Annotated in this window: 22 protein-coding genes; 15 read left to right on the top strand and 7 right to left on the bottom strand. The window is 71.7% G+C overall.

The window, feature by feature from the left end; translation table 11 throughout:
• Positions 1–193: 193 nt before the first annotated feature.
• The 8 genes from ACWF9Z_RS08160 (at position 194) to ACWF9Z_RS08125 (ending at position 10,321) form a co-directional block, all read left to right on the top strand.
• Positions 194–1,012, top strand: a complete 819-nt coding sequence (locus tag ACWF9Z_RS08160; RefSeq protein WP_453598743.1) for a HalD/BesD family halogenase — start codon at positions 194–196, stop codon at positions 1,010–1,012.
• The gene (locus tag ACWF9Z_RS08155; RefSeq protein ID WP_453598741.1) at positions 1,012–2,241 is read left to right on the top strand and encodes a fatty acid desaturase family protein; all 1,230 of its coding nucleotides are present in this window, start codon (positions 1,012–1,014) and stop codon (positions 2,239–2,241) included. Before ACWF9Z_RS08160 ends, ACWF9Z_RS08155 begins: the two co-directional genes overlap by 1 nt.
• Before the next feature lie 2 nt (positions 2,242–2,243).
• Positions 2,244–3,617, top strand: a complete 1,374-nt coding sequence (purD, locus tag ACWF9Z_RS08150; RefSeq protein ID WP_453598738.1) for a phosphoribosylamine--glycine ligase — start codon at positions 2,244–2,246, stop codon at positions 3,615–3,617.
• 34 nt (positions 3,618–3,651) lie between these two features.
• Positions 3,652–4,947, top strand: coding sequence for a diaminobutyrate--2-oxoglutarate transaminase (ectB, locus tag ACWF9Z_RS08145; RefSeq protein ID WP_453598735.1), 1,296 nt, complete (start codon positions 3,652–3,654; stop codon positions 4,945–4,947).
• Entirely contained in the window at positions 4,926–6,200 is a 1,275-nt protein-coding gene (locus ACWF9Z_RS08140; protein WP_453598732.1) for an ATP-grasp domain-containing protein, read from the top strand. Before ectB ends, ACWF9Z_RS08140 begins: the two co-directional genes overlap by 22 nt.
• A gap of 33 nt (positions 6,201–6,233) precedes the next feature.
• On the top strand, positions 6,234–7,535 hold the full coding sequence (locus ACWF9Z_RS08135; protein WP_453598729.1) for an ATP-grasp domain-containing protein: 1,302 nt from the start codon (positions 6,234–6,236) through the stop codon (positions 7,533–7,535).
• Positions 7,536–7,570: 35 nt separating this feature from the next.
• Positions 7,571–8,827 carry an ATP-grasp domain-containing protein gene (locus tag ACWF9Z_RS08130; protein WP_453598726.1) on the top strand — a complete coding sequence of 419 codons (1,257 nt, stop codon included), beginning with the start codon at positions 7,571–7,573 and terminating at the stop codon, positions 8,825–8,827.
• A 156-nt stretch (positions 8,828–8,983) separates the two neighbouring features.
• Positions 8,984–10,321 carry an MFS transporter gene (locus ACWF9Z_RS08125; protein ID WP_453598723.1) on the top strand — a complete coding sequence of 446 codons (1,338 nt, stop codon included), beginning with the start codon at positions 8,984–8,986 and terminating at the stop codon, positions 10,319–10,321.
• Between the two features lie 151 nt (positions 10,322–10,472).
• Here the strand turns inward: ACWF9Z_RS08125 and ACWF9Z_RS08120 are convergent, their stop codons facing one another.
• The gene (locus tag ACWF9Z_RS08120; protein WP_453598720.1) at positions 10,473–11,420 is read right to left on the bottom strand and encodes a helix-turn-helix transcriptional regulator; all 948 of its coding nucleotides are present in this window, start codon (positions 11,418–11,420) and stop codon (positions 10,473–10,475) included.
• 270 nt (positions 11,421–11,690) lie between these two features.
• Here ACWF9Z_RS08120 and ACWF9Z_RS08115 point away from each other — a divergent pair, with 270 nt between their 5' ends.
• The 5 genes from ACWF9Z_RS08115 to ACWF9Z_RS08095 all read left to right on the top strand — a co-directional run bounded on the left by ACWF9Z_RS08115 (position 11,691) and on the right by ACWF9Z_RS08095 (position 15,782).
• Positions 11,691–12,014 carry a hypothetical protein gene (locus ACWF9Z_RS08115; RefSeq protein WP_453598717.1) on the top strand — a complete coding sequence of 108 codons (324 nt, stop codon included), beginning with the start codon at positions 11,691–11,693 and terminating at the stop codon, positions 12,012–12,014.
• A 368-nt stretch (positions 12,015–12,382) separates the two neighbouring features.
• Positions 12,383–12,544: a hypothetical protein gene (locus ACWF9Z_RS08110; RefSeq protein WP_356651792.1), complete on the top strand. Its 162-nt coding sequence runs from the start codon at positions 12,383–12,385 to the stop codon at positions 12,542–12,544.
• Positions 12,545–12,785: 241 nt separating this feature from the next.
• Positions 12,786–13,823, top strand: a complete 1,038-nt coding sequence (locus ACWF9Z_RS08105; RefSeq protein WP_453598714.1) for a SigB/SigF/SigG family RNA polymerase sigma factor — start codon at positions 12,786–12,788, stop codon at positions 13,821–13,823.
• 245 nt (positions 13,824–14,068) lie between these two features.
• Positions 14,069–14,923 carry an RNA polymerase sigma factor SigF gene (locus tag ACWF9Z_RS08100; protein ID WP_453598713.1) on the top strand — a complete coding sequence of 285 codons (855 nt, stop codon included), beginning with the start codon at positions 14,069–14,071 and terminating at the stop codon, positions 14,921–14,923.
• A 97-nt stretch (positions 14,924–15,020) separates the two neighbouring features.
• Positions 15,021–15,782 (top strand): hypothetical protein, encoded by a 762-nt coding sequence (locus ACWF9Z_RS08095; protein WP_453598710.1) that lies wholly within the window; start codon positions 15,021–15,023, stop codon positions 15,780–15,782.
• Between the two features lie 9 nt (positions 15,783–15,791).
• Here the strand turns inward: ACWF9Z_RS08095 and ACWF9Z_RS08090 are convergent, their stop codons facing one another.
• Positions 15,792–16,031 (bottom strand): hypothetical protein, encoded by a 240-nt coding sequence (locus ACWF9Z_RS08090; protein WP_453598707.1) that lies wholly within the window; start codon positions 16,029–16,031, stop codon positions 15,792–15,794.
• A gap of 189 nt (positions 16,032–16,220) precedes the next feature.
• Here ACWF9Z_RS08090 and ACWF9Z_RS08085 point away from each other — a divergent pair, with 189 nt between their 5' ends.
• Both ACWF9Z_RS08085 and ACWF9Z_RS08080 read left to right on the top strand, forming a co-directional pair.
• Positions 16,221–16,661 carry a MarR family winged helix-turn-helix transcriptional regulator gene (locus tag ACWF9Z_RS08085; RefSeq protein WP_453598823.1) on the top strand — a complete coding sequence of 147 codons (441 nt, stop codon included), beginning with the start codon at positions 16,221–16,223 and terminating at the stop codon, positions 16,659–16,661.
• Positions 16,662–16,681: 20 nt separating this feature from the next.
• Complete coding sequence (locus tag ACWF9Z_RS08080) at positions 16,682–18,289, top strand: MDR family MFS transporter (RefSeq protein ID WP_453598704.1); 1,608 nt, start codon at positions 16,682–16,684, stop codon at positions 18,287–18,289.
• Positions 18,290–18,317: 28 nt separating this feature from the next.
• On the opposite strand, the gene ACWF9Z_RS08075 is transcribed toward ACWF9Z_RS08080, so the two are convergent.
• The 5 genes from ACWF9Z_RS08075 to ACWF9Z_RS08055 all read right to left on the bottom strand — a co-directional run bounded on the left by ACWF9Z_RS08075 (position 18,318) and on the right by ACWF9Z_RS08055 (position 24,919).
• On the bottom strand, positions 18,318–18,938 hold the full coding sequence (locus tag ACWF9Z_RS08075) for a TetR/AcrR family transcriptional regulator (RefSeq protein WP_453598701.1): 621 nt from the start codon (positions 18,936–18,938) through the stop codon (positions 18,318–18,320).
• A gap of 105 nt (positions 18,939–19,043) precedes the next feature.
• Positions 19,044–21,230: an ArnT family glycosyltransferase gene (locus tag ACWF9Z_RS08070; RefSeq protein ID WP_453598699.1), complete on the bottom strand. Its 2,187-nt coding sequence runs from the start codon at positions 21,228–21,230 to the stop codon at positions 19,044–19,046.
• Positions 21,230–22,495, bottom strand: a complete 1,266-nt coding sequence (locus ACWF9Z_RS08065; RefSeq protein WP_453598696.1) for a glycosyltransferase — start codon at positions 22,493–22,495, stop codon at positions 21,230–21,232. Before ACWF9Z_RS08065 ends, ACWF9Z_RS08070 begins: the two co-directional genes overlap by 1 nt.
• A 25-nt stretch (positions 22,496–22,520) precedes the next feature.
• Positions 22,521–24,092, bottom strand: a complete 1,572-nt coding sequence (locus ACWF9Z_RS08060; RefSeq protein ID WP_453598693.1) for a sensor histidine kinase — start codon at positions 24,090–24,092, stop codon at positions 22,521–22,523.
• 59 nt (positions 24,093–24,151) lie between these two features.
• Entirely contained in the window at positions 24,152–24,919 is a 768-nt protein-coding gene (locus tag ACWF9Z_RS08055) for a response regulator transcription factor (protein ID WP_356651812.1), read from the bottom strand.
• Between the last annotated feature and the right edge of the window lie 10 nt (positions 24,920–24,929).

Below are 24,929 nucleotides of genomic sequence, written 5' to 3'. Positions count from 1 at the left end.
GCAATCACGAAGTCCTCCCGCCCTTGTAGCCACGATTCCCGCACGTCAGGCTCGGTGTGGCAGAAGCGGTGCACCACGCCAAGCGCGATCAGGGCGTCTTCCGGATGCGGAATCGATGCCCCTCTGTATGCGCGGCCCGGATGGAACCGGACGGAACCGCTGCCCCATCGAGTACACCTAACGAGGGAAACCAGTGACTCTTCATCACGCGGAAGTCGCCTCTTCCGTACCGGTCGCCGACGAGGTGAACGGAATCCTCCGCGAACACCTGGCCGAGATCTTCGCCGGTGACGCGGCGAACGCGGTCAAGGAGCAGTTCAAGAACGAGCACATCGTCCCGCTGCGCGGCTTCTGCCCGCCGGAGCTCCTCGCGGCCCTGCAGGCCGAGGCCGGCGGGATCATGGACGAGCACGGCGTGGACCGCAAGTTCACCTTCGAGATCACCGACAACTCCCCGCGCCAGATGACCACCGTGGGACAGCCGGTCATCAAGGAGCACGGCCCGCTCATCGACGCCCTGTACTTCTCCCCGGCGGTCAAGGACCTGCTGTCGGACGTCGTCGGCGAGGAGGTGCACACCTGCCCGTACGAGGGCGAGCACTACGTGATCAGCCGCCTCGGCAAGTCCGGTGACACCCACGGCTGGCACTGGGACGACTACACCTACGGCTTCATCCTCGTGCTGCACGCCCCGGACTACCGCGACGGCGGCTTCGTCCAGGCCGTCCCGCACACCTCGTGGGACAAGAAGAACCCCGACGTGCACGGCGCGCTGCTGAAGAGCCAGGTGCGCTCGTACGCCCTGGAGGCCGGTGACGCGTACATCGTCAAGACCGACACGACGATGCACCGCGTGTACCCGATCCGCGGCGAGAGCACCCGCACGATCGTCAACATGACCTGGGCCAACACCGCCGACCTGGGCCGCAACATCACCCACGAGACCAACGACGTCCTCTTCGGCGGCACCGGCGGCCCGACCGAGGCCAGCGAAACGGCTGTCGGCGTCTGATGGGCGCGCCACAGATCGAAGAGAACGGCCTGCGGGAGATCAGTCCGCGCGAGACCATGCGCGGCCTGCCCCGGATCGTCCAGCCGTACCTGACCTGGATCACCGGCGTTCCGCTCGACGGCGGCAAGCAGCTGATCCCCTGGAGCCCCGCGAAGGCCGGACTGCTCGGCCTCGGACAGATGGCCGCCGGCATCTCGGTCGGCGCCTGGGCCCTGCACCCGTTCACCGCCTGGTCGGTGCCGGTGCTCCTCCTCTGCTGGCTGGTGACCAGCGGCGGCATGCGCCGCCTGGACGTCGTCGTGATCCACCAGACGCTGCACCGGATGTTCACCAAGTCGGTGCGCGGCAACCGGATCGTGGGCGAGCTCATCAGCACGTTCTTCTGGCGGTCGCCGTACGACGACAACCGCAAGGAGCACCTCGCCCACCACGCCTTCCCCTGCTCCCTCAAGGACGGCGACACGCATTACCTGCTGTCGACCGGCATGCGCCCCGGCATGACCCGTTCGGAGTTCCGCAAGTACATCTGGGGGGCGCTGTTCTCGCCCGCCCACCACTCGCGGTTCTTCTTCGGCCGGCTGAAGTCCAACTTCATCGGGGTCAAGCCCCGGTACCGGCTGGTCATGTCGCTGGTCTACCTCGCCGCCACCGCCGCCTTCATCGCCCTCACCGGCTGGTGGATGGAGTGGCTGGTGCTGTGGCTGGTGCCGGTCTCGGTGTTCTTCCAGTCCTGCACCTACCTCTACACCATGACCGAGCACCGCTGGTGGCTGTTCGGCAACCACGAGCGGCTCCCCCGCGACCAGCGTGACCTGCTCACCTTCGGCCGCTTCTGCGGAGAGGCGGTGCCCGACGCGTCGGTGACCGGCCTGCGCAAGGCCGGGGCCTGGACCCGCTGGACCTTCCGGATGCTCGTCGTCCACTCCTCCTACCGGATGTTCGTGCTCGTCGGCGACACCGTCCAGCACGACCTGCACCACGTGATGCCGGCCTGCGACTGGGCCAACTCGCCCTGGATCAGGGCCGACGACGTCGGCAACCGGCCGGAGCGCTACACCGAGGTCTGGGGGTCGCTCGCCGACCACCTCCGCGCCGCGGGCCAGGTGGACAACGTCATGACGGGCCTGCCCGAGGGCGTCGTCCCGACCGAGTGGAGCGAGTCGGCCACCCAGCTCGCCTCCGCTTCTGCCTCCTCCGCGCCTTCGGGCGCCGAATCACCGGGACAGTAACCATGAACCGTCGTGTACTTGTGGTGGACGGGACCGGTCGCGGTCATGCGATCTGCGATCTGTTCGTACGCACCGACCCGACCGTAACGGTCTATTACGGACCCGGCTGCGCGGCGTCCAACGAGCCCCGCATCGTCTCCGTGCCGCAGATCCGGCTCGATGATCCGGCGACCGCGCTGGACTTCCTCGCGGCGAACCCGGTGGAGTTCGTCTTCGTCTCCAACATCGACGCGCTCTCCATCGGCTACGCGGACGACCTCCGCGCTCACGGCCACCAGGTGATCGGCCCGTCGAGGGCGGCGGCCCGGCTGGAGACCAGCAAGGAGCAGGGCAAGGTCTTCTGCGTCGACCACGGGCTGCCCACCGCGCAGTACGCGGCGTTCAACGACCCCGACGCCGCCAGGAAGTACGTGCACGAAGTGCCGTACTCCTGCGTCGTCAAAACCGACGGCCTGACCCCTGACGGGGACGGCGCCATCGTCTGCACCACCCCGGCCGAAGCGGAGCGGGCCGTCTCCCGCTTCGCCGAGGCCCAGGGCGAGGACTTCCACGTCGTGATCGAGGAGCGCCTCTACGGCCGGGAGATATCGGTCTTCGCGCTGCTCGACGGCGAGGACTACCTGATGTTCCCGACCGCCCTGGACTTCAAGCGGACGCTGGAGGGCGACGCCGGAGGCAACTGCGACGGCATGGGCTCCCTGGCCCCGCACCCGGACATCTCGCCGGAGCTGGTCGAGGAGGTCCGGCGGGTCCTCCTCGACCCGCTGATGGCGGGCCTGCGGGCGGAGCAGCTGGACTACAGCGGCTTCGTGTACGTGGGCGCCATGCTCACGGCCGGCGGCCTGCGCGTCATCGAGATCAACGCGCGGTTCGGCGACTCCGAGGCCGAGGCGGTCCTGCCCTCCGTACGCAGCAACTTCACCGAGCTCTGCGATGCCGTACTGGCCCGGACCGTCGGGCGCCGGCAGCTGGTGACCGATGACCTCGTGCGCTGCACCGTGGCCCTCACCCAGGGCAGCCTGGATCCGCTCGACGCGGACGCGGCGCCGGGCTGGCCGTTCGGCCGGTTCGAGACGGGCCAGCCGATCAGCGGTCTCGCCGACGCCGATCCGGACCTGGCCCGGGTGTTCTACGCGAACGTCGCGCAGGACGCGCAGGGCCGGCCCGTCAGCAACGGCGGCCGGGTCCTGCACGTCGTCGGCGCCGGCGCCACCCTCGACGAGGCCCGCGCCCGCTCCTACGCACGGATCGCCACGATCTCCTTCCCCGGGATGCGCTACCGCGCGGACATCGGGGTACTGCGCCAGCCCCTCACCGGCTGGACCCCGCAGGCACTGGCAGAGGCCGCGACACCGGCCGTCGCCGCACTTCCCTAACCGCCCCGTCCCTGAGACCCAGGAAGGCACCGCAATGACCACAGCCGCCAGCACGACGGTCTTCGAGGAAATCGAGTCCGCCGTCCGTACCTACTCGCGGTCTTTCCCGGCCGTGTTCTCCACCGCGAAGAACGACACCCTCTACACCGCGGACGGGTCCCGCTACCTGGACTTCCTCTCCGGGGCGGGCTCCCTCAACTACGGGCACAACCCGGAGCCGTTGAAGGACGCGGTCCTCGGCTACCTCGAGCGCGACGGCCTGATGCACGGCCTCGACTTCTCGACCTCCGCCAAAGCCGAGTTCCTGACCACCTTCCGCGATCTCGTCCTCAAACCCAGAGGCCTGTCCTACCGGGTCCAGTTCACCAGCCCGTCGGGCACCAACGCCGTCGAGGCGGCGCTGAAACTGGCCCGCCTGGCGACGGGACGCACCAACGTGGTGGCCTTCAGCGGCGGCTTCCACGGCGTCAGCACCGGATCCCTCGCGGCGACCGGCTCCGGCTACTACCGCCAGGGCCTGGAGAACACCCTTCCGCAGACCACCCACATCCCGTACCCGGACTCCCCGCTCGGCAAGTTCGACAGCATCGACCTGCTCAAGATGCTCCTCGAGGACCCCAGCTCGGGCGTGGAGCTCCCGGCGGCCGTGCTCCTGGAGACGGTCCAGGGCGAGGGCGGCGTCTACCTGGCGCCCATCCCGTTCCTGCAGGACCTGCGCGAGGTCTGCGACCAGTACGGGATCCTCCTGATCGTCGACGACATCCAGGCCGGCTGTGGCCGCACCGGCTCCTTCTTCTCCTTCGAGCGGGCCGGCATCGTCCCCGACCTGGTCACCCTGTCGAAGTCCATCGGCGGCTACGGCCTGCCCATGGCCCTCCTGCTGATCAAGCCCGAGCTGGACATCTGGCGGCCCGGTCAGCACAACGGCACCTTCCGCGGCAACCAGCTCGCCTTCGTCGCCGCCACGGCGGCCCTGCGCCACTACTGGTCCGACGGCGCCTTCGCCGAGCAGGTCGTCAAGAAGGGCGCCCTGGTCCAGGAGAGCCTGGAACGCCGGGTCGAGAGCCGCTTCGGCGCCGAGGTGCGCGGCCTCGGCCTCATGTACGGCATCGACCTGAGCCCCGTACCGGGACTCGAGGCGTCCAAGGTCTCGCGACTCTGCTTCGAACGGGGCCTGATCGTCGAGACCTGCGGTCGCGACGGCGAGGTCCTGAAGCTGCTGCCGCCGCTCACCATCAGTCAGGTCACCCTCTCCACGGGGCTCGACATCATCATCTCCGCCATCACCGATCTGGCGACCGACGCAGAATGCGGGTCCACCACCTCATGAAGACCGCCGTCATCATTTCCACCCGGGGCTTCGGCGTCTTCCGCCGCGACCTCCTCGTCGACCCCTCCGAGGTCCGCCTGATCGGGATCTTCGCCGACCGCGACGTCGAGAACCTGGCCGCCGAGCAGCGCGCGTGGTTCGACCGGATCCACGTCGTGCGCTGCGGGCAGGACGACCCCACCCCCATGCTGTACTCGCTGGTCGACCTCGACGAGGCCCGCGAAGCCGTGGGCGCCCTGGTCGCCGAGAACGGCACCGAGGACCTGAGCGTGCACTGCTACGACGAGCAGAACATGCTGGTCGCCGCCGAGATCCGGACGCACTTCGGGCTCCGCGGCCCGCAGCTCGAGGACATCCTGCCGTTCCGCGACAAGATCCTGATGAAGGACCTGCTGCTGAAGGCCGGCGTGCGGGTGCCGCGGTTCGGCCACTACTCCGCCGAGCGGTTCGCCGAGGACGCCGTGGGCTACTTCCACGCGATCGTCGACGAGGTGGGCGTCCCCTTCATCATCAAGCCGACCGACGCGGCCGCCGCCGAGGGCGTCTACAAGATCTCCGACCTCCCCGGATTCCTGGCGCTGGAGGGCGACTTCGGCCGGAACTACGAGTACGAGGAGTTCGTCGAAGGGACGATGTACAGCGTCAACATCGTCTCCCGCTCCGGTGCGACCGTGTTCGGCGGCGTCACCGAGTACCTGGTGAACTCCCTCGACGTCCCGGGCGGCAAGGTCAACGCCGACATCAACCTGATCGACTCCGACCCGCGGGTGGCCCGCATGGTCGCCTTCGCCGACCGGGCCCTCGACGCCCTGGGCCGCCCCGACGGCGGTTCGCACCTGGAGCTGTTCCTGACCGAGGACGACGAGATGGTCTTCCTCGAGGTCGCCGCCCGCTTCAAGGGCATGGCGGGGCTCGCCGCGATGCAGCGCAACTACGGCGTCGCCTTCGTCAACCTGGCCTTCGAGATCGAGTCCGGGGTGCGCAGCCGCCCGTACGACGGCGAGCAGATCTACTGCTACGACGGCGTGGTGCCCAAGACGCACGGGACCGTCGCCGAGCTCATCGAGCCGGTGCTGGAGAGCGACGTCGAGATGACGTGGAAGGTCTCCGTGGGCGACCTCATCGAGAAGAGCAACTCCCTGCTGGCCAACGGCGGCACCTTCCTCGTCTCCAACAAGGACTACGAGGCGGCGTACCGCGACTTCCGGCGGCTGGCCGACTACCGGCCGATCCGCTACGCGCAGGCCGGCTGACTCTCCCTCTCTTCCTGGCAAGGACCACTTCTCATGACGCAAGCTTTCGTTCTGCTCGAACTCCTCAACCACATGGTGCTGGTGGCCAAGGAGGCCAAGGCCCGCGGCCACCGGATCGTCGCCCTCAACCACGACCCCCTGCGCGACTCCGGCCCCTTCGCGGTGCCCGAGGGGCTGATCGACGAGCTGATCAGCATCGATTCCTGGTCCGACGGAGACCTGATCACCAAGATCGTCACCGATGTGCACGAGCGCTACGAAGTCGTCGGCACCTACGCCGCCTTCGAAGCGGTCCTGCCCTACGAGGCCGCGCTGCGCGAGCTCGCGGGCCTGCCCAACAACGGCGAGCGCAACGTCGTGGAGGTGCTCGACAAGGCCGCCGTCCGCAGCAAGCTGCGTACGGCGGGCCTCTCCGGCCTGGGCTCGGCCACCCTGACCGAGGCGCTGACGTGGACCGAGTGGCCGTTCCGGGCCGGGGCCATCCTCAAGCCCTCGAACGGGACCGGCAGTTCGCTGTGCTTCCGGGTCTCCTCCCTCGCCGAGCTGCGCGGGGCCGCGGAGCAGACCCGGTCCGTCACGGTCGTGAACCCGCTGATGAAGGACTACATCCACCAGCACGGCGAGTTCGTCCTGGAGGAGGAGGCCGCCGGCGAGCTGCTGTCGGTGGAGTCCCTCGTCGACCGCGGCGAGGTGCACGTCCTCGGCCTGACCGGCCGCTACGTCCTGGCCTCCGACCCGGTCGTGGAGATGGGCCTGCAGTTCCCGTACCACCACCCGCGCAGCGCCGAGATCATCGCCAAGGCCAAGGCCATCCACCACGCCATGGGCGTCGTGCACGGTCCCACGCAGATCGAGTTCATGGTGCCGGAGGAGGGCGACGTCGAGCTGATCGACTTCAACGTCCGCAGCGCCGGAACCGCTTCCGTCGTCACCATCGGCGAGGCCTTCGGCACCCGGCACGAGGTCGCCCTGACCGACCTGGCCTGCGGCATCAGCCCCGACGTGTCGTTCCTGGAGCGCCCGACCCGGTTCTCCACGGAGATGCTGCTGCTGCCGCCGCCCGGAGCCACCGTCATGACCGAGGTGACCTTCCCCGAGTCGGCGATCTGCTGCCGCCTCACCAAGGAGCCCGGGGCCGCCCTGTCCGGCCGGGCGGACCAGCTCGACGCCGTGGCCATGCTCGTCGTCAGCGCCGACACCGCGGCCCAGGTGCACACCGCCGCCGTCGAGGCCCGCCGCGCCACCGTCTTCGACGGCGCGCCCCTGGGCGACAACCCCAACAACCGCCTCGCGAGCTCCCCGCTCATCGGGCAAGACCTGACCCGGCGGTACTGACCGTGACGGGCACCGAGGAGGCGAAGGAGAAGCCCATGGCCGGATCCGCTGTTCACGACCCCACCATCCTGATCGTCGGCGGCCGTCCGGACGCGCTGAGGAAGGCCGGCGCCCTCGGGCTCAGGACCGTGTTCCTGCAGCACAAGGACCGGCTGCTGCCCGGCCAGGTCGAGGCCGCCGACGTCACCCTGCTCATCGACTACACCGACTGGGAGACCGCGGCCCCGCTCATCCGCGCCGCCCACGAGGCGTACGGGTTCACCTGGGCGATGTCCCTGGCCGAGCCGGCCCTGGAGACGGTCGGGCGGATCAACGACCTGCTGGGCCTGGAGGGCACCCCGCACGCGGTGGTGCGCCGGTTCCGCGACAAGCTGGAGATGCGCGGCGTCCTGGCCGGGGCCGGGCTGGCCGACGTGGCCGCCGAACACGTCGACGGCCCCGAGGCCCTCGCCGCGTTCGGCGAGGCGCACGGCTACCCGCTGATCCTCAAGCCGGTGGACGGCCTGGGCAGCCGGGGCGTGACCAGGATCGACGGACCGCAGGAGGTGTCCGGGGCCTGGGAGAAGGCCGCGAGCCTGCGCGGGCGCACCGACCTGGAACTGTCGCAGTTCCATCCCGTGGACCGCTTCCTGGTGGAGCAGTACATCGACGGCCCCGAGTACAGCGTCGAAGCGGTCTCGGCGCAGGGCGAGCACGCGGTGGTGGCCATCACCGAGAAGATCACCGACGGCGCCGTCGAGCGGGGCCACGCCCAGCCGGCCCGGCTCACCGCCGGACAGGAGAGCGAACTCGTCGCGTACGTCAACGAGTTCCTGACCGTCATGGGCCTGCGGGACGGGCTGTCGCACACCGAGGTACGCCTGTCGTCCGCCGGACCGCGCGTCATCGAGTCGCACGACCGGGTCGGCGGCGGCCGGATCATGGACCTCACCCAGCACGTGCACGGGGTCGACCTCGAGGAGTACGCGGTGGCCGGGCCGTTCGGCCTGCTGCCGCCGCTGCCCGCCGCCCCGGCCCCCCGGGCCGGCGCCGCGGCCGCCACCCGGTTCCTGACCGCGGAGCCGGGCGAGGTGGTCGAGGTGCAGGGCCTGGACGAGGTCCGCGCCCATCCCGGCCTGATCGACGTGGACCCCGGCGTGTCACCCGGTGACCTGGTCCGGCCCGTGACGGAGAACTTCGACCGCATCGGCCAGCTCGTGGCGGGGGCGGACACGACCGACGCCGCGGTGGAGCTGTGCGAGGCGCTGGTCGGAAAGATCACCGTCCGGACCCGCCCCACCACGACCGACTGATCCGGCGCAGCCGGGCCCGGACCGGGCCCGGCTGCCGCCGCGTCCCACCGCCCCGGCCGCCCCCGCGGTCCGCGCGGCCCCCGGGCGTCCGCCGCGCCCTCCACCCCCCGCCCCCTGGCTCGCCCCGCCCTCTCGACGCTGTGAAGGAACCCCCCCATGACGAACACGACCGCGAATCCTCCCGGGCCGACACCGCCCCCGCAGGGCGAGAGCCTGATGTCCCGGCTGGGGCTTCCCCAGATGAAGGGCCAGGGCAACCTCGTCGGCGCGCACGCCATCGACAGCGTGGGAAGCGGCCTGGTCCTGGCCTTCATCGTGGTCTATTTCTCGCAGACCACGTCCCTGTCGCTGCCGGCCATCGGCGCCGCGCTCACCCTGGCGCGGTTCCTGGCCTTCCCCACCGCGATCGTGGTCGGCCCGCTGATCGACCGCTTCGGCGCCCGCACCGTGGCCGCCGCCGGCAACGTCATCTCGGCCGTGGGCTTCGGCGGGTTCCTCCTCGCCGACGAGGTGTGGAAGATCGTGGCCGTGGCGCTGCTGACCCAGGCGGGCCAGGCCGCGTACTGGACGAGCAGCAGCGGCCTGGTGGTCCTGGCCGCGAAGGACGGCGAGCGGCCCCGGTGGTTCGGCTTCGTCCGCGCCCTGCGCAACATGGGCCTGGGGCTCGGCGGCGCCATCGCCGCCTTCGCCGTGGGCGTCGGCGGCCGGGCCGGCCTGGACGGGGTCGTCATCGCCAACACCCTCAGCTTCGTCCTCGGCGCCGCCCTCCTCCTCACCTGGCGGCCCGACTCGGAAGCCGCCGCGAGGGCGGCGGCCGCCTCCGCGAAGACCTCGGACGAACCGCCCGCGAAGGTCTCGTACGCCACCGTGCTGCGCGACCGTCCGTACATGACGATGGTCTCGCTCAACCTGCTGTGCGTCTTCGGCGCGATGCTCAACAGCGTGCTGCTGGCCGTCTACATCATCGAGGGACTGCACCGCGGCGCGTGGCTGGCGGGCACCCTGCTCGTGCTCAACACCATTCAGGTGGCCGTTACCCAGACGGTCGTCAGCCGGCAGCTGGAGCGCTTCCGCCAGACCCGCCTGATCGCGTTCGCCTGCGGACTCAACATCCTCGCCTTCGGGATCTTCGGCGCGCTCAGCAAGTCCCCGAGCTGGCTGGTGGTCGCCGGACTGTACGTGGCGATGTTCATCTACACCCTCGCCGAGATCGTCCAGGCCCCGCCGATGGACGACCTCAGCGTCTCGCTGGCCCCCCAGCACGCGCGCGGCCGCTACCTGGCCGTCTTCCAGCTCTCCTGGACGGTCGGCCAGACCCTGGCTCCCGGACTGCTCACCCTGCTGCTCTCCAAGGGAGCGATCTGGCCCTGGGTCTTCCTCGTCTGCGCCAGCACGATCGGGATCCCGCTGGTCCTGCGGCTGGAGCGGATGATCGCCGCCCGCGACGCGCAGGCGGCGCAGCCGCAGAGCGGGCCGGTCGCGGCCACCGCCTAGCCGGCCCCGTCCCCCCGCGTCCCGCACGCCCCGGGAGCCCCGCTCCGGCAGCCGGCCGGTCCGGGGCTCCCGGCGCGAGCGCGGCGCGGGCCTTGGGCCGTGGGCCTTGAGCCGTCGCCGTGGGCTGTGGGCCGTCGCCGTGGGCCGTGGGCTATCCGATGACGAGGTTCTTCTCGCGGATGAGGTATCCCAGCTGGAGCCGGCTCTCCGCGCCCACCCGGGCCATGATGTCCGAGACGTGGCGCTGGCAGGTGCGCACCGAGATGCCGAGCGTGCGCGCCACGGCCCTGTCGTCGGCGCCCTCGATGAGCAGGCTCATGATCGCCTGCTTGGTCTGGTCGGTGAGGTCCTGGACCACGGGCCGGTCGCGGCCCTGGTCGATCGGCTCGCCGCGGACCCACAGCAGTTCGAAGACCTGGACCATGAAGGTGCAGATGGCCGCGTCGCGGATGAGGACGGCCCCGCCGCTGGTGTCGCCGAGCGGGATGACGGCCGTCTCGCGGTCGAACACCAACAGGCGCGTGAGGCCGCCCGTGAGCGTGCGTATCTGCGCGCCGTGGGAGGTCAGCAGCGCGGCGTGCTGACTGGTGTCCGCGTCGAACCGGGCCGAGTACTGGTAGAGCGTCCTGAGCTTGATCCCCCGGCCCAGCAGGTCCAGATCGCGGCCGGCGGACTCCATGAGCTCGTCCTTGGGGCGGGGCCCTCCCGGCTGCGCGGCCAGTACCTCTTCTTTACAGGTGACGGCCAGTTGGGTGAGCGTCTCCCGGATCGTGGAGACCGAGGTGATCCACTCCAGCGCGGGGGCCTTGCCCGCGCCCGCGTGCGCGTAGACGGAGGACAGCGACTGGATCTGATCGCGCAGCAGCGACAGCCGGCGGCGTTCCTCGAGCAGCCGCGACTCGTGCGCGTTGAGCGTGCTGATGGAGGTTTCGGACGGGGAGACGGCGGTGACCAGTTCGGTCCCGATCCGGCGCAGCAGGCCGAGCTCGAGCAGCGTGTCCAGGGCCTCGGCGGCCTCTTCCGGGCTGCATTCGGCGGCGAGCGCGGCATTGCCGACGTTCAGGACGGTCCGGTGCGCGATCCACCGGTACAGCTCCATGGCTATGGGATGGAGCGTGGGAACAGCGTCGATCAGGCCAAGGGGGTCGGTACCGTTTTGGTTCATTTTGGGGCTGTCTCTCTTGCGACAGTCTTGATCACGGTCGATCGGATCTTGCCACCTGCGGCGTGCTCACGCCAGGCGCCGAGTGCGCGCCCGGCGGGTCCGCCGCCTCCCCGCCGCCTCCCGATCGCCTCCCGATCGCCGGGCGGTCCCCGCCGGTCCGGGCGTCCAGTTGGTCCGTATGTGCGCACCCCGGGGGAGCGCCGCGTGACCGCCCGCCCCCTCGGCCGTTGTCACGGCATGACCAAGACCCAGCGCATCCTCGCCGCCTTCGCCCTCGCGGGGGCCGCCGCGGGCCTCGCCGCACCCGCCGCCACCGCCGCTCCCCTCGCCCCGCTCACCCTCCCGGACCTGCCGACGGCGGCCCCGGGAATGCCGCAGGGCGCCACGCCGTCCTCGGTGCAGGAGATCGGCGGCCGGCTGAGCGGCGGCCTCAACGAGCTCAACCAGCTGATGGAGCTGCCGAACCAGCTGGCGCCCGTGATCGCCCCGGTCCAGCCCCTCACCGACCTGGCCGGCGGCCTGGAGTAACCGTCCCGCCGGAGAACGCGAAGAAGGCCCCGGCCGGAGCCGGGACCTTCAACGGTGGGGACGGGGGAAGTGGCATCGGGGGGACAAGCCACTTCCCCCGACGTGGACGGAACCTGCCAGCCCGAGCCGCAGTCAGGGGGGAAGCTTGCGGCTCGGACCCCGCAGTGAGGTCCTGTCCCTCACCCACCGATTTCCTGCCAGAACCGGTGGGCTCGTGTTCCATTCTGCTCCCCCTCCCCCCTCCCGCCGCACCGGCAAAGGGCCTGGACCGCCGGGCCATTGGTCCATAAAGGGCAGGTGAGGGTTCGAACACCAGCGGTTAGACTCACCCGACCTTGCAGGACCGGTTGGGGAGGCCGACAGCGCACGTGGAAACCAAGAAGCTGATCTCGGGCGCCCTCACGGTCTTCGTCCTCTTCGTCATCATCACTCAGCCCAAAAAGGCCGCCGATATGGTGGGAATCGGGTTCCAGGGGCTCTCGGACGCCGCGAACGCGATCGGCGAGTTCATGACCGAACTGGTGCGCTGAACCCGTACGCTGAAGCGGTTTCCGGACATTCCGGCCCCCCACTCCGACGGGTGGGGGGCTTTTCGCGTTCCCGCAGACGGGTCAAGACGCCCCCTTATACGCAATTTGCCCTCAACACGGCAATTTGCGGTGCTTGCACACAGTGCACATCTCTTGTGATGCTATGACCGCTTTTGACAGATGAGTTGATGACGTGACGTGAAGGGGTGGCGTGACCGTGCCGGCCAGTACAGCGCCTCAGGTGCCGCCCCAGCAGGACTCCCCGCAGGGCTCCCCGCCGGACTCGCGGGCGGACTCGCGGGCGGACGCCCAGCGGGACCCCGAGCCCGAGGCGCTCCAGGGCCCGCGCCCGGGGCCCTCGCAGGACCCGCAGCCGGAATCCCACGTACCGCCCCAGGCCGAGTCCCCGGCGCAGTCCCAGGCCGACTCCCAGCCCGGCCCCCAGGCGGAGTCGCACGTACCGCTCCAGCAGGAGGCGCCCGAGGGGCCTCCCGTCACCCCGCGGCCGCAGAGCACCCGGGGCGCCGACACCCGGGCCCTCACCCAGGTGCTGTTCGGCCAGCTCAAGGACCTGGAGCCGGGCACCCGCGAGCACACCCGGGTGCGCTCGGCCCTCATCGAGGCCAACCTCCCGCTCGTCCGGTACGCGGCCGCCCGCTTCCGCAGCCGCAACGAGCCGATGGAGGACGTGGTCCAGGTCGGCACGATCGGGCTGATCAACGCGATCGACCGGTTCGACCCCGAGCGCGGGGTGCAGTTCCCGACCTTCGCGATGCCGACCGTCGTGGGCGAGATCAAGCGGTACTTCCGCGACAACGTCCGCACCGTCCACGTCCCGCGCCGCCTCCACGAACTGTGGGTCCAGGTCAACGCCGCCACCGAGGACCTCACCACCCTCCACGGCCGCACCCCGACCACCCCGGAGATCGCCGAGCGGCTGCGCATCGGCGAGGACGAGGTGCTGTCCTGCATCGAGGCCGGCCGCAGCTACCACGCGACCTCCCTGGAGGCCGCACAGGAGGGCGACGGGCTCCCGGGCCTCCTCGACCGCCTCGGGTACGAGGACCCCGAGCTGGCCGGGGTCGAACACCGCGACCTCGTCCGCCACCTCCTCGTACAACTGCCCGAGCGCGAACAGCGGATCCTCCTCCTGCGGTACTACAACAATCTGACCCAGTCGCAGATCAGCGTCGAACTCGGCGTCTCGCAGATGCACGTCTCCCGACTGCTCGCCCGGAGCTTCGCCCGACTGAGATCCGCAAACAGGATCGAGGCCTAACCGGATCGAGTGGGGGGCATTCTTCGCGTTTCCCGGCAGAACCGCCCAATTACGGCCTAGAGCAGGCCTATCGTGCTCTGTCGCTGGAGATACATGTCGACATGGCGCTACAGCGTGTTGCCGACATGTGACATTCTGCTGGAACCGCGTTTGCCGCAGCCCCGCCTCCGGTATTCAGGTGGAGGCTGCGTTCCTCCGACGGGCGCGCAGAGAAGCGCGACCGTCCGCGACCTCAAGGGGGTGGCATGTCCGTAGACCAGGGCAGCTCGAAGGTGCTCACGCTCGTCAAGCGTGAAATGCCGGCAGTGTCCAACCGCTCGGAAGCCATCGACACCACCCGCATTGACACCCGCACCCTCTCCCGCTCCCTCTTCCGCCGACTTGCCGATCTCGACGCGGACAGCCCGGAGCGGGTGTACGTGCGGGACACCCTGATCGAGCTGAACCTCCCCCTCGTGCGGTACGCGGCGGCCCGCTTCCGCAGCCGCAACGAGCCGATGGAGGACATCGTCCAGGTCGGCACGATCGGGCTGATCAAGGCCATCGACCGGTTCGACTGCGAGCGCGGCGTGGAGTTCCCGACGTTCGCGATGCCGACGGTCGTCGGTGAGATCAAGCGGTTCTTCCGCGACACCTCCTGGTCCGTGCGCGTCCCGCGCCGGCTCCAGGAACTGCGCCTCGCCCTCACCAAGGCCAGCGACGAGCTCGCGCAGAAGCTCGACCGCTCGCCGACCGTGCCGGAGCTCGCCGCCGTGCTCGGGGTCTCGGAGGAGGACGTGGTCGACGGCCTCGCCGTCGGCAACGCCTACACCGCCTCCTCGCTCGACTCGCCCTCTCCCGAGGACGAGGGCGGCGAGGGCTCGCTCGCGGACCGGCTGGGGTACGAGGACACCGCGCTGGAGGGTGTCGAGTACCGCGAGTCGCTCAAGCCGCTGCTGGCCAAACTGCCGCCCCGGGAACGGCAGATCATCATGCTGCGGTTCTTCGCGAACATGACGCAGTCGCAGATCGGCGAGGAGGTCGGCATCTCCCAGATGCACGTCTCCCGGCTGCTCACGCGCACGCTCGCGCAGCTCCGGGTCGGGCTGATCGGCGAGTAGCCGCCCCGCCGGCCCCGTCCGCCGCGTCCGCCCGCCCGCTCCGGGCAATCCGCGACACCCGCTTCCCAATTGACGGGACGTCAGGAAAACTGCCCGGATGCGAAAGGCATCGCGGTCCGCCGCCCTCCTCGCCCTGTGCTGCACGGCCGCCGCCGCCCTCACCGGCTGCGGCGGACCGGCGCGCGAAGGCTACGTGGCCGTGGGCGCGGCCGCCGCGGTCCCCGAGCGGGGCGCGGGCGAGAACGTCGCACCGAAGGGCGGGGTGGAGTTCCAGCCCCTGCCCCCGGCGACGACGGGAGCCGGCGCCTCTTCGAGCAGTACGTCGGCCGGTTCCCCGGGGGACCGGCCCGCCGGGGGCTCCGCCCCGGGCGGAGCCACGACCACCGCACCCGGTGGCGCCGAGAACCGGCCCGGCGCCACCCCCGGCGCGAGGTCGTCCACCACCCCGGGCGCAGCCCCCGGCGGCTCCACCGGCTCCTCGGGATCCCCCGCGCCCGGCACCCCGTCGGGCCCCGCCACGAAGCCCGGCACCACCACCCCGGCGCCGCCCACCGCCGCGCAGCTGAGCGTCGGCGCGCCGGTCCGTACCGCCGCGGCGGACCGCTGGTGCGAGCAGGTCACCGTGTCGTTCGCCAACACCGGGGGCACCGCGGCCCGGTCGGGCACGGTCGCCTTCGCGACGCACATCATCGGCGCGCTCGGCGTCGACTGGGCCACGATCACCACGGCCCAGCCCCTGCCGGCGCCGATCGCGGGCAACACGACGAAGACGCAGACCTACCAGGTCTGCGTCGAGGCCTGGCGCGTGCCCCTGGGCATGCGCGTGGAGACCCAGAAGGTCACGGCCACCTGGAGCTGACGCGCCGCGTCAGAGCGCGAGCCAGGCCACGATGCCGATGAGGAGCAGTACGCCGAGTCCGACGCCCACCCACAGCCCCGCGCCCGGTCCGGACTTGCGTGCGGCCCTCTGCTGCATCCGCGCGCCCGGGACGGCGGGGGCAGGGACCGGCTCCTCGACGAACGCCCGGAACATCTGGGTGCTGCCCGCGGGGTCGTAGTCGCCCTCGGGGGCCGGTGAGTTGTGGTTCGAGTTGTGATTCGCAGCCATGCGCAGGACCCTAGCGGGTTTTCCGATTCCTTTACCGCCCCACCCCCGGATTCATTTGCCTGTAACAACCATCTGCTTCTATGGTTGCCCAAAGCAACGACATTCGAAGGGGGCTGCCCGGTGGCCGCACCGACCACATCCGCCCGGCCGGCGAGACGGGCGGCACCGGGTTCACCGGCCGCGCCGGCCCTGGCTCCGGGGTCGGCTCCGGCGTCACCCGCCACCCGCCACGCGGAGCTGGCCCGCCAGCTCACCGGGATCGGCGCCGTCAAGCGCGACCTCGCCCGCGTCCTGCCCCCCGACTGCCCGCCCGGCGCGGCGGCCGTCCTCACGGTCCTCGACCGCCACGGCGAGATGCGGCTCGGCCGCCTCTCCTCGTTCATGGCCGTCGACATCTCCGTGACCAGCCGCCACGTCACGCACGTCGCCGACCACGGCTGGATCACCCGCGACACCGACCCCGTGGACGCCCGCTGCCGCATCCTGCGCCTCACCCCGGCCGGCCGCACGCTCCTCGCCGAGCTCGGCGCCCGCCACACCCGCGCGCTGGAGAAGGCCCTGGCCGACTGGTCCGACGCGGACATCGACCACCTCAACATCCTGCTGGCCCGACTCCGATCGAGCTTCTGAGCACAGACAGAAGGAAACACATGGCTACGACCACACCCCCCGGTGTGCGGGGAGACGGCCGGTCGGGGACCCACTCCGACAGCGCGCCCATGACCCACCCGCAGATCATGAAGGCACTCTCCGGGCTCATGCTCGGCATGTTCGTGGCGATCCTGTCCTCGACGATCGTCTCCAACGCCCTGCCCCAGATCATCAGCGACCTCGGCGGCACCCAGTCCTCCTACACCTGGGTCGTCACCGCCGCCCTGCTCTCGATGACGGCGGCGACCCCGCTGTGGGGCAAGCTGTCCGACCTCTTCAGCAAGAAGCTGCTGGTCCAGATATCCCTGGTGATCTACGTCCTCGGCTCGATGGTCGCGGGCATGTCCCAGAACACCGGCATGCTCATCGCCTGCCGCGTCGTCCAGGGCATCGGCGTCGGCGGCCTCTCCGCCCTCGCCCAGATCGTCATGGCCGCGATGATCTCCCCGCGCGAGCGCGGCCGGTACAGCGGCTACCTCGGCGCGGTCTTCGCCGTCGCCACCGTCGGCGGCCCCCTGCTCGGCGGAGTCATCACCGACACCAGCTGGCTCGGCTGGCGCTGGTGCTTCTACGTCGGCGTCCCCTTCGCGGTCATCGCGCTGATCGTGCTGCAGCGCACCCTGCACCTCCCCGTCGTCCGCCGCGAGGTCAAGGTCGACTGGCTGGGCGCCTTCCTGATCAGCGGCGCGGTCTCGCTGCTGCTGATCTGGGTGACCCAGGCCGGCACCTCGTACGACTGGATCTCCTGGCAGACCTGGGCGATGACCGGCGGGGCGCTCGTGCTCGGCCTGCTCTTCCTGCTCGTCGAGTCCAAGGCGAGCGAGCCGATCATTCCGCTGCGCCTCTTCCGCAACAAGACCATCAGCCTCGCCTCGGCCGCCTCGCTGTTCGTCGGCATCGCGATGTTCTCGGGCACGGTCTTTTTCAGCCAGTTCTTCCAGTTGGCCCGCGGCGAGTCCCCCACGATGTCCGGAATCCTCACGATTCCGATGATCGGCGGGCTCTTCGTCTCCTCCACCCTTTCCGGTCAGGTGATCACCAAGACCGGAAAGTGGAAGGCCTGGCTGGTCTCCGGCGGCGTGCTGCTGACGGCCGGACTCGGCCTGCTGGGCACCCTGCGGTACGACACCGCGTACTGGCACATCGCGATCTTCATGGTGCTGACCGGCCTCGGTCTCGGCATGATGATGCAGAACCTCGTCCTCGCCGCGCAGAACCAGGTGGCCCCCCAGGACCTGGGCGCCGCGAGCTCCGTGGTCACCTTCTTCCGCTCCCTCGGCGGCGCGGTCGGCGTCTCCGCCCTCGGCGCGGTCATGGCCAACCGGGTCACCCACTACGTCCAGGACGGCGTGGCCGCACTCGGCCCGAAGGCCGTCGCCGCCATGGGCCACGGCGGCACCGGCGGAGGCGGGATCCCCGACCTCGGCAAGCTGCCCCCGCCGCTGCGCGCGGTCGTCGAGTCGGCCTACGGCCACGGCGTCGGCGACGTCTTCCTCTACGCCGCCCCCACCGCGCTCCTCGCGCTGCTGCTCGTGGTCTTCATCAAGGAGGTCGCCCTGAAGTCCAAGCCGGTGGGCCACGCCCCGGCGGCCGCACCGTCGAAGTAGCGGACACCCCGTCACGGGCCCGCGGCCGCTACTCGGCCGCGGGCCCCGCGTGCACCTCGATGCCGGCGATCAGGACGTCGAGCGCGAGGCAGAAGTCCCCGTCGGGCGGCCGCCGTACGGTCGCTCCACAGCCGTACAGGAACTGCGAGACGGCCAGGTGGGCGCCCGTCCGGACCGCGTCCGTCAGGCCGGTGGCGTCCAGCAGCCCCTGCAGGGCGGTGTCGAAGGCCCGCGCGTGCGGGCCGATGTTCGGATACGCGGCCGTCAGCGGGGCCACCCACGGGTGCACCGCGAGCAGCACCCGGTAACCCCGGGCCAACGACCGGAGCCGGCCGGGCCAGCCCTCTCCGGGCGGCCCGGCCGGCCCCTTCAGCTCGCCGAGGGCACTGTCCAGGGCGAGTTCGAGCAGATCGTGCTTGGTGTCCACGTACCAGTACAAGGACATCGCGCTGACTCCGAGCTCGGCGGCGAGGCGCCGCATGGAGAACCCGGCCAGCCCCTCCGCGTCGAGCAGCCGCACGCTCGCGGCGGTGATCCGGTCCCGGTCGAGCCCGGAGGGCGCCTCGCTGCGCCGCCTGGCGCGGGGGGCGGGACGTGCGGCCGCCCACACACTGGCCCGGGCCTTGCCGGGATCGGCCGCGGTCACCATGGAGGCACCCTCCTCACGACAGCTGGTTCAGCCCGGAATGCCCGGTCCGCCCCCTTGATGCTAGGGCCTGACCCGCGGGTTTCGGCAGGTTCGGGAGCGCACTGATCAAGAGGTTCCGGAAGTCGGCGCAGTGAGGTCGTAGAAGGTGGCCCCGCCGACCGTGGACGCCTTGAAGTTGGCCGCGACCCAGGTCTCGATGCCGCTGCTGGAGCCCCCGCCGGGGCCGCCGCCGGCCCGCGCCGCCGTCCCCGTCTCACCGGCGCCGTCCGCCGCACCGCCGCCGGGGCCTGCGCCGGCTCCGCTCTGGGCGATGAACCAGTGGATCCTGCCGGCCTTCACGTACCGCTTGAACTGTTCCAGCGTCGGCGAGGGGTCACTGCCGTTGAAGCCGCCGACCGGCATCACCGGCTCACCCGACGCCAGCTGGTAACTCGCCGCGTTCTGCGCTCCGATGACCGCCCCCGCCCAGGTGTACCGCCCCGCGTCGGCGCGCAGCGCGGCCGTGGCCTCGGCGCTGGCCCTGGTCCCGCCGAGCAGACCGCCCATGCCGCCTCCCATGCCCCCGACGAACCGCTCGGGCCGGCCGCCGCCCGGCGCCTGGCCCCCCGGTGCCTGGCCGCCCGGGGCCTGGCCGCCGGGAGTCCGGCCGCCCGGCGCGCCCGCGCCCCGGGGTATGCCCTGCGGTGGGGCCCCTCCACCCGGCAGGGCGCCCTCGCCCATCAGGTACACGCGCATTCCCCCCGGGCCGCCGCGGCCCCCCGCGACCGCGGGCCCGGCCGTCACGATGGATCCGGTGTGCGCGGTGGTCACCGTGGTCAGGCAGTACGCGAGGGGCCCGGCCAGCGCCGCCGCCACGCCGACCGCCGCCACGCCGAGTGCGGCACGCCCGCCCAGCCGGGCGGCGAACGGCAGCACGAGTGCCGCGCCGAGTCCGGCGACGAGGACCCCCCAGCGCAGACCGGGCGCGTACCCGGCGGAGCGCCCGAGCAGCACGAACGCCCAGTACGACGTGAGGGCGAGGGTCCCGGCCAGCGTCAGGGATGCGGCCCGGCCGCCCCGCTCCTCCCACAGGACGGCGATGCCCATGCCCACGAGCGCGGCCACGAAGGGAGCCAGGGCGACGGTGTAGTACTCGTGGAAGATTCCCTGCATGTAACTGAAGACGAGTCCGGTGACCAGCAGCGCGCCGCCCCAGGCGAGGAAGGACGCGCGGGCCATGCTCTCCATCGAGTCGGTGGCCCGGCGGGCGCGCCAGGTGACCACGAGACCCGCGACGAGCAGGATCAGGGCGGCGGGCAGCAGCCAGGAGATCTGGCCGCCGATGTTGGACGAGAACAGCCGGTCGATGCCGGTCTCTCCCCAGCCCCTCACCCCGCCGCCTCCGGCGGGGCCGCCACCGCCACCGCTGCCGCCCGGGCGGGCGCCTCCGCCGACGCTGCCGGTCTCCTCGCCGTTGATCCGGCCCAGACCGTTGTAGCCGAGGGTCAGTTCCAGGAAGGAGTTGTTCTGCGAACCCCCGATGTACGGCCGGGAGGCGGCGGGCCACAGTTCGACGATCGCCACCCACCAGCCGCCGGCCACCGCCATCGCGAGCCCGGACAGCAGCAGCTGCCCCAGGCGCCTGCGCAGCCGGGTGGGCGCGCAGACCGCGTACAGCAGGGCCAGCGGCGGCAGGATGACGAACGCCTGCAGGGTCTTGGTCAGGAAGGCGAGGCCGACCGCGACCCCGGCCCCCACGAGCCACGTGGTGTGCGCCCCGTCGAGGGCCCGCAGCACGCAGTACACGGTGACGGTCATCAGCAGGGCCAGCAGCGCGTCGGGGTTGTTGAAACGGAACATCAGCGCGGCCACCGGCGTGAGCGCGAAGACCGCTCCGCTGATCAGGGCCGCGCCCGGGCCGAACTGGCGCCGTACGGCCGCGTAGAGCACGGCGGTGGTGCCCACGCCCATCAGGGCCTGCGGCACCAGGATCTGCCAGGCGCCGAGCCCGAAGAGCCGGACCGAGAGCATCATCGGCCACAGGGCGGCCGGGGGCTTGTCGACGGTGATGGAGTTGCCCGCGTCGGAGGAGCCGAAGAAGAAGGCCTTCCAGCTCTCGCTGCCCGCCTGGACGGCGGCGGAGTAGAAGGAGTTGGCGTAGCCCGAGGCGCCGAGGTCCCACAGCAGCAGGACGGCCGTGGCGATCAGCAGCCCGGCGAAGGCGGGGCGCTCCCAGCGCGGCCGGTCGGCGTGTGCCCTGGCGGCCAGGGCGGGCGGGGCAGGCGGTTGGAGCGGCAGTGCAGCCGTGGTCATCAGGAGTCGTCCTTCTCGGGGGTGGCGCGCCGTTCGGGGAAGACCCAGGCGCGGAAGAGCAGGAACCTCAGCACGGTGGCGGCGAGGTTGGCGGTGATCAGAACGGCCAGTTCGGTGCCGTGCGCCGGACTGCCGCCCACGGCGGCCAGCGCGGCGAGCGACCCGCTGGTCAGGGCGAGCCCGATGGCGAACACCACCAGCCCCTGGGCCTGGTGGCGCACGGCGCGGTCGCGGCCCCGGACGCCGAAGGTGAGCCGGCGGTTGGCTGCGGTGTTGGCGACGGCGGAGAGCAGGAGCGCGGCCGCGTTGGCGAGCTGGGGCCCGGCGACGGTCCGGGCGGCGGAGTAGAGCAGCAGGTAGAGGAGGGTGGAGAGGGCTCCGACGACGCAGAACCCGAGCAGCTGGCGGGCCAGCCCGCGCGGCACCCCCGGCAGGGCGGTGCGATCACGCGGATCGTCACCGAAGGGGCGGGCGAGCCGGTCGAGCGGCAGCGCGCCGAGGGCCAGCGCCCGGCCCACCCGCCAGACGCCCTTGATGTCCTCGGCGGCGGTCCGGGCGATGTGGACGGTGGAATCCGGATCGTCCACCCAGTCCACCGGCACCTCGTGGATCCGCAGTCCGGCCCGCTCGGCGAGGACCAGCAGCTCGGTGTCGAAGAACCAGCCGGAGTCCTCCACGAGCGGCAGCAGCCGCTCGGCGACCTCCCGCCGGATGGCCTTGAAACCGCACTGGGCATCGCTGAAGCGGGCGGACAGCGAGGAGCGCAGGAGCAGGTTGTAGGCGCGGGAGACGAACTCCCGCTTCGCTCCCCGGACCACCCGGGAGGAGGGGGCCAGCCGGGTACCGATGGCGAGGTCGGAGTGGCCGGAGATCAGCGGGGCGACCAGCGGCAGCAGGGCGTTGAGGTCGGTGGAGAGGTCCACGTCCATGTACGCGAGGACGGGCGCGTCGGAATCCGACCACACGGTGCGCAGGGCCCGCCCGCGGCCCTTCTCCTCGAGCCGGGTGCTGCGTACCCCGGCGACGCCCGCGGCGAGGGCCTCCGCGACCTCGGGGGTGCGGTCGGTGCTGGCGTTGTCCGCGATGGTGATGCGGAAGGGGTACGGGAAGGTCCGGGTGAGGTGCTCGTGCAGCCTGCGCACACAGGGCCCGAGGTCCTTCTCCTCGTTGAAGACGGGGATCACCACGTCGAGGACGGGCTCACCCGGTACGGGTGCGAGGGGCGCCCGCACCGGGAGGGCTCCGGGAGAGGTGTCGGTTGGCATGCTCCGAGCCTCCCGACCGGGGCTGTCACCGCTGTGTGCTGACCCTGTGCCCCGTCTGTGAGTCGCTGCCGCGGCCACCCGCGGGAGCGCCCGCGAGGGGGAGCAGCACCTCGAAGCGGGTCCGGCCCGGCCGACTGTGCACCTCGACCCGGCCGCCGTGGGCGGAGACCACGGCCTGGACGATGGCGAGGCCGAGCCCGGTGGAGCCGGCGGCGCGGGACCGGGAGGCGTCGCCGCGGGCGAAGCGCTCGAAGACGTGCGGCAGCAGGGCGGGCGGGATCCCCGGGCCGTCGTCCTCGATCCGGAGCCGGACGGCGGATGTTTCACGTGAAACACCGCCCCCCGGGGTGAGGGATGTTTCACGTGAAACGCGCGCCGTGACGACCGTCCCGGGCGGGGTGTGGGTGCGGGCGTTGGCCAGCAGGTTGACCAGGACCTGCTGGATCCGCGCCGGGTCGCCGTGCACGGGGGCGGGATCGTCGGGGAGTTCCAGGCGCCAGTGGTGGTCGGGGCCGGCTGCCCGGGCGTCGCTGACGGCGTCCACGACGAGCGGGGCGAGGTCGGTGTCGCAGGTGGACAGCGGTCGGCCCGCGTCCAGCCGCGCCAGCAGCAGCAGGTCCTCCACCAGGCCGGTCATCCGGGTGGCCTCGGACTCGATCCGGCCGAGCGCGTGACGGGTGGCCGGACCGGGCTCCTCCCGGCCGCGACGGGTCAGTTCGGCGTAGCCGCGGATCGAGGCCAGCGGAGTGCGCAGCTCGTGGCTGGCGTCGGCGACGAACTGCCGGACCTGCGTCTCGCTCTGCTGGCGGGCGGTCAGGGCGGAGGAGACGTGGCCGAGCATCCGGTTGATGGCGGCGCCCACCTGCCCGACCTCGGTCCGCGGATCGGCCTCGGCGTCGGGGACCCGCTCGTGCAGGACGGGTTCGCCGCTGTGCAGGGTGAGCTCGGAGACCCGGGTGGCGGTGGCGGCCACCCGCCGCAGCGGGCGCAGGGCGACACCGACCACTGCCTGCCCGGCGAGGGAGGCCGCGATCAGCCCGGCGAGGGTGACACAGACCTCGACCCCGACCAGGGTGCGCACCGTGGAATCCACCTCGGTGAGCGGGAAGCCGAGGACGAGGCTCCGGTCGGGCCCGGTCAGCACCCGGTAGCCGCCGAGGCCCGGCAGATGCAGCTCGACCGGCTCCGGACGGTCTCCGGCGGCCGTGCGGGCGGCTTGGCCGAGAGCCGCCGTCTGTGCCTCGGTGAGGAACGGATGACTTCCGGCTCCTGATCCGCCGAGGGCCGCACTGCGGTCGCTGCGCGCGCTGCCGATGACCTTCCCCGAGGGGTCCAGCCGGATCCCGACGGCCCCCAGCGGGGATCCCGGTGCCAGCACGAAGTTGAGGCTGGCCTCCCGGCCGAGCTTGCCCACGCCGGGGGGCCGGCTCGCCAGCTCCACGGAGAAGCGCAGCTGCTCGTCGACCTTGTCGACCAGGTACGAGCGCAGCGCGAGCGTGGTGACGGTGCTGATGGCCGCGCACACGACGGCGATGAGGGCCACGGCCGAAACCACCAGCCGGGTCCGCAGCGACCAGGGCCGCCCGCCCCGCCCCACACGACCGGCCCACCCGGCGCGCCCGCCCCGACCGGCCAGGCCCGGCACGCGGAGGGCCACTACTCGGCCGGCTTGATCAGATAGCCGGCGCCCCGCCGGGTGTGGATCAACGGCGGGAGGCCGGTGCCCGCCTCCAGCTTGCGCCGTAGGTAGGAGATGTACAGCTCGACGACATTGGCCTGGCCGCCGAAGTCGTAGGACCACACCCGGTCCAGGATCTGCGCCTTGCTCAGCACCCGGCGCGGGTTGCGCATCAGGTACCGCAGCAGCTCGAACTCGGTGGCGGTCAGGTGGACCTCCTGACCGCCCCGGCTCACCTCGTGGCTGTCCTCGTCGAGCCGCAGGTCGCCGACCTCGAGCACCGACCCGCCACGGGCGGCCTGCGCGGCGCCGGAGCGCCGGACCAGGCCGCGCAGCCGGGCCACGACCTCCTCCAGGCTGAACGGCTTGGTGACGTAGTCGTCGCCGCCCGCCGTAAGACCCGCGATGCGGTCCTCGACCGAGTCCTTGGCGGTCAGGAACAGCACCGGAACCTGCGGGAGCTCCCGCCGCAGCCGGCCGAGGACGGCCAGCCCGTCCATGTCGGGAAGCATGATGTCGAGGAGTACGACATCCGGCCTGAACTCCCGTGCGGCGCGCACCGCACCCGCCCCGTCGCCGGCGCTGCGGACCTCGCAGCCCTCGTAGCGCAGAGCCATGGAGAGCAGTTCGGAGAGGGCGGCCTCGTCGTCCACGACGAGGACCCGGCACGGCCGGCCGTCGGGCCGGACGAGAGCCGTGTGGTGGCCGGCGGACGTGGACGCGTGGGAGGTGGTCGTCGCAGTCATGCGTACACGC

The sequence above is a fragment of the Streptomyces sp. NPDC054961 genome (assembly GCF_053609145.1).
Note: the sequence above shows the minus strand (reverse complement) of the source record. Positions and strands in the feature narration are given on the sequence as shown.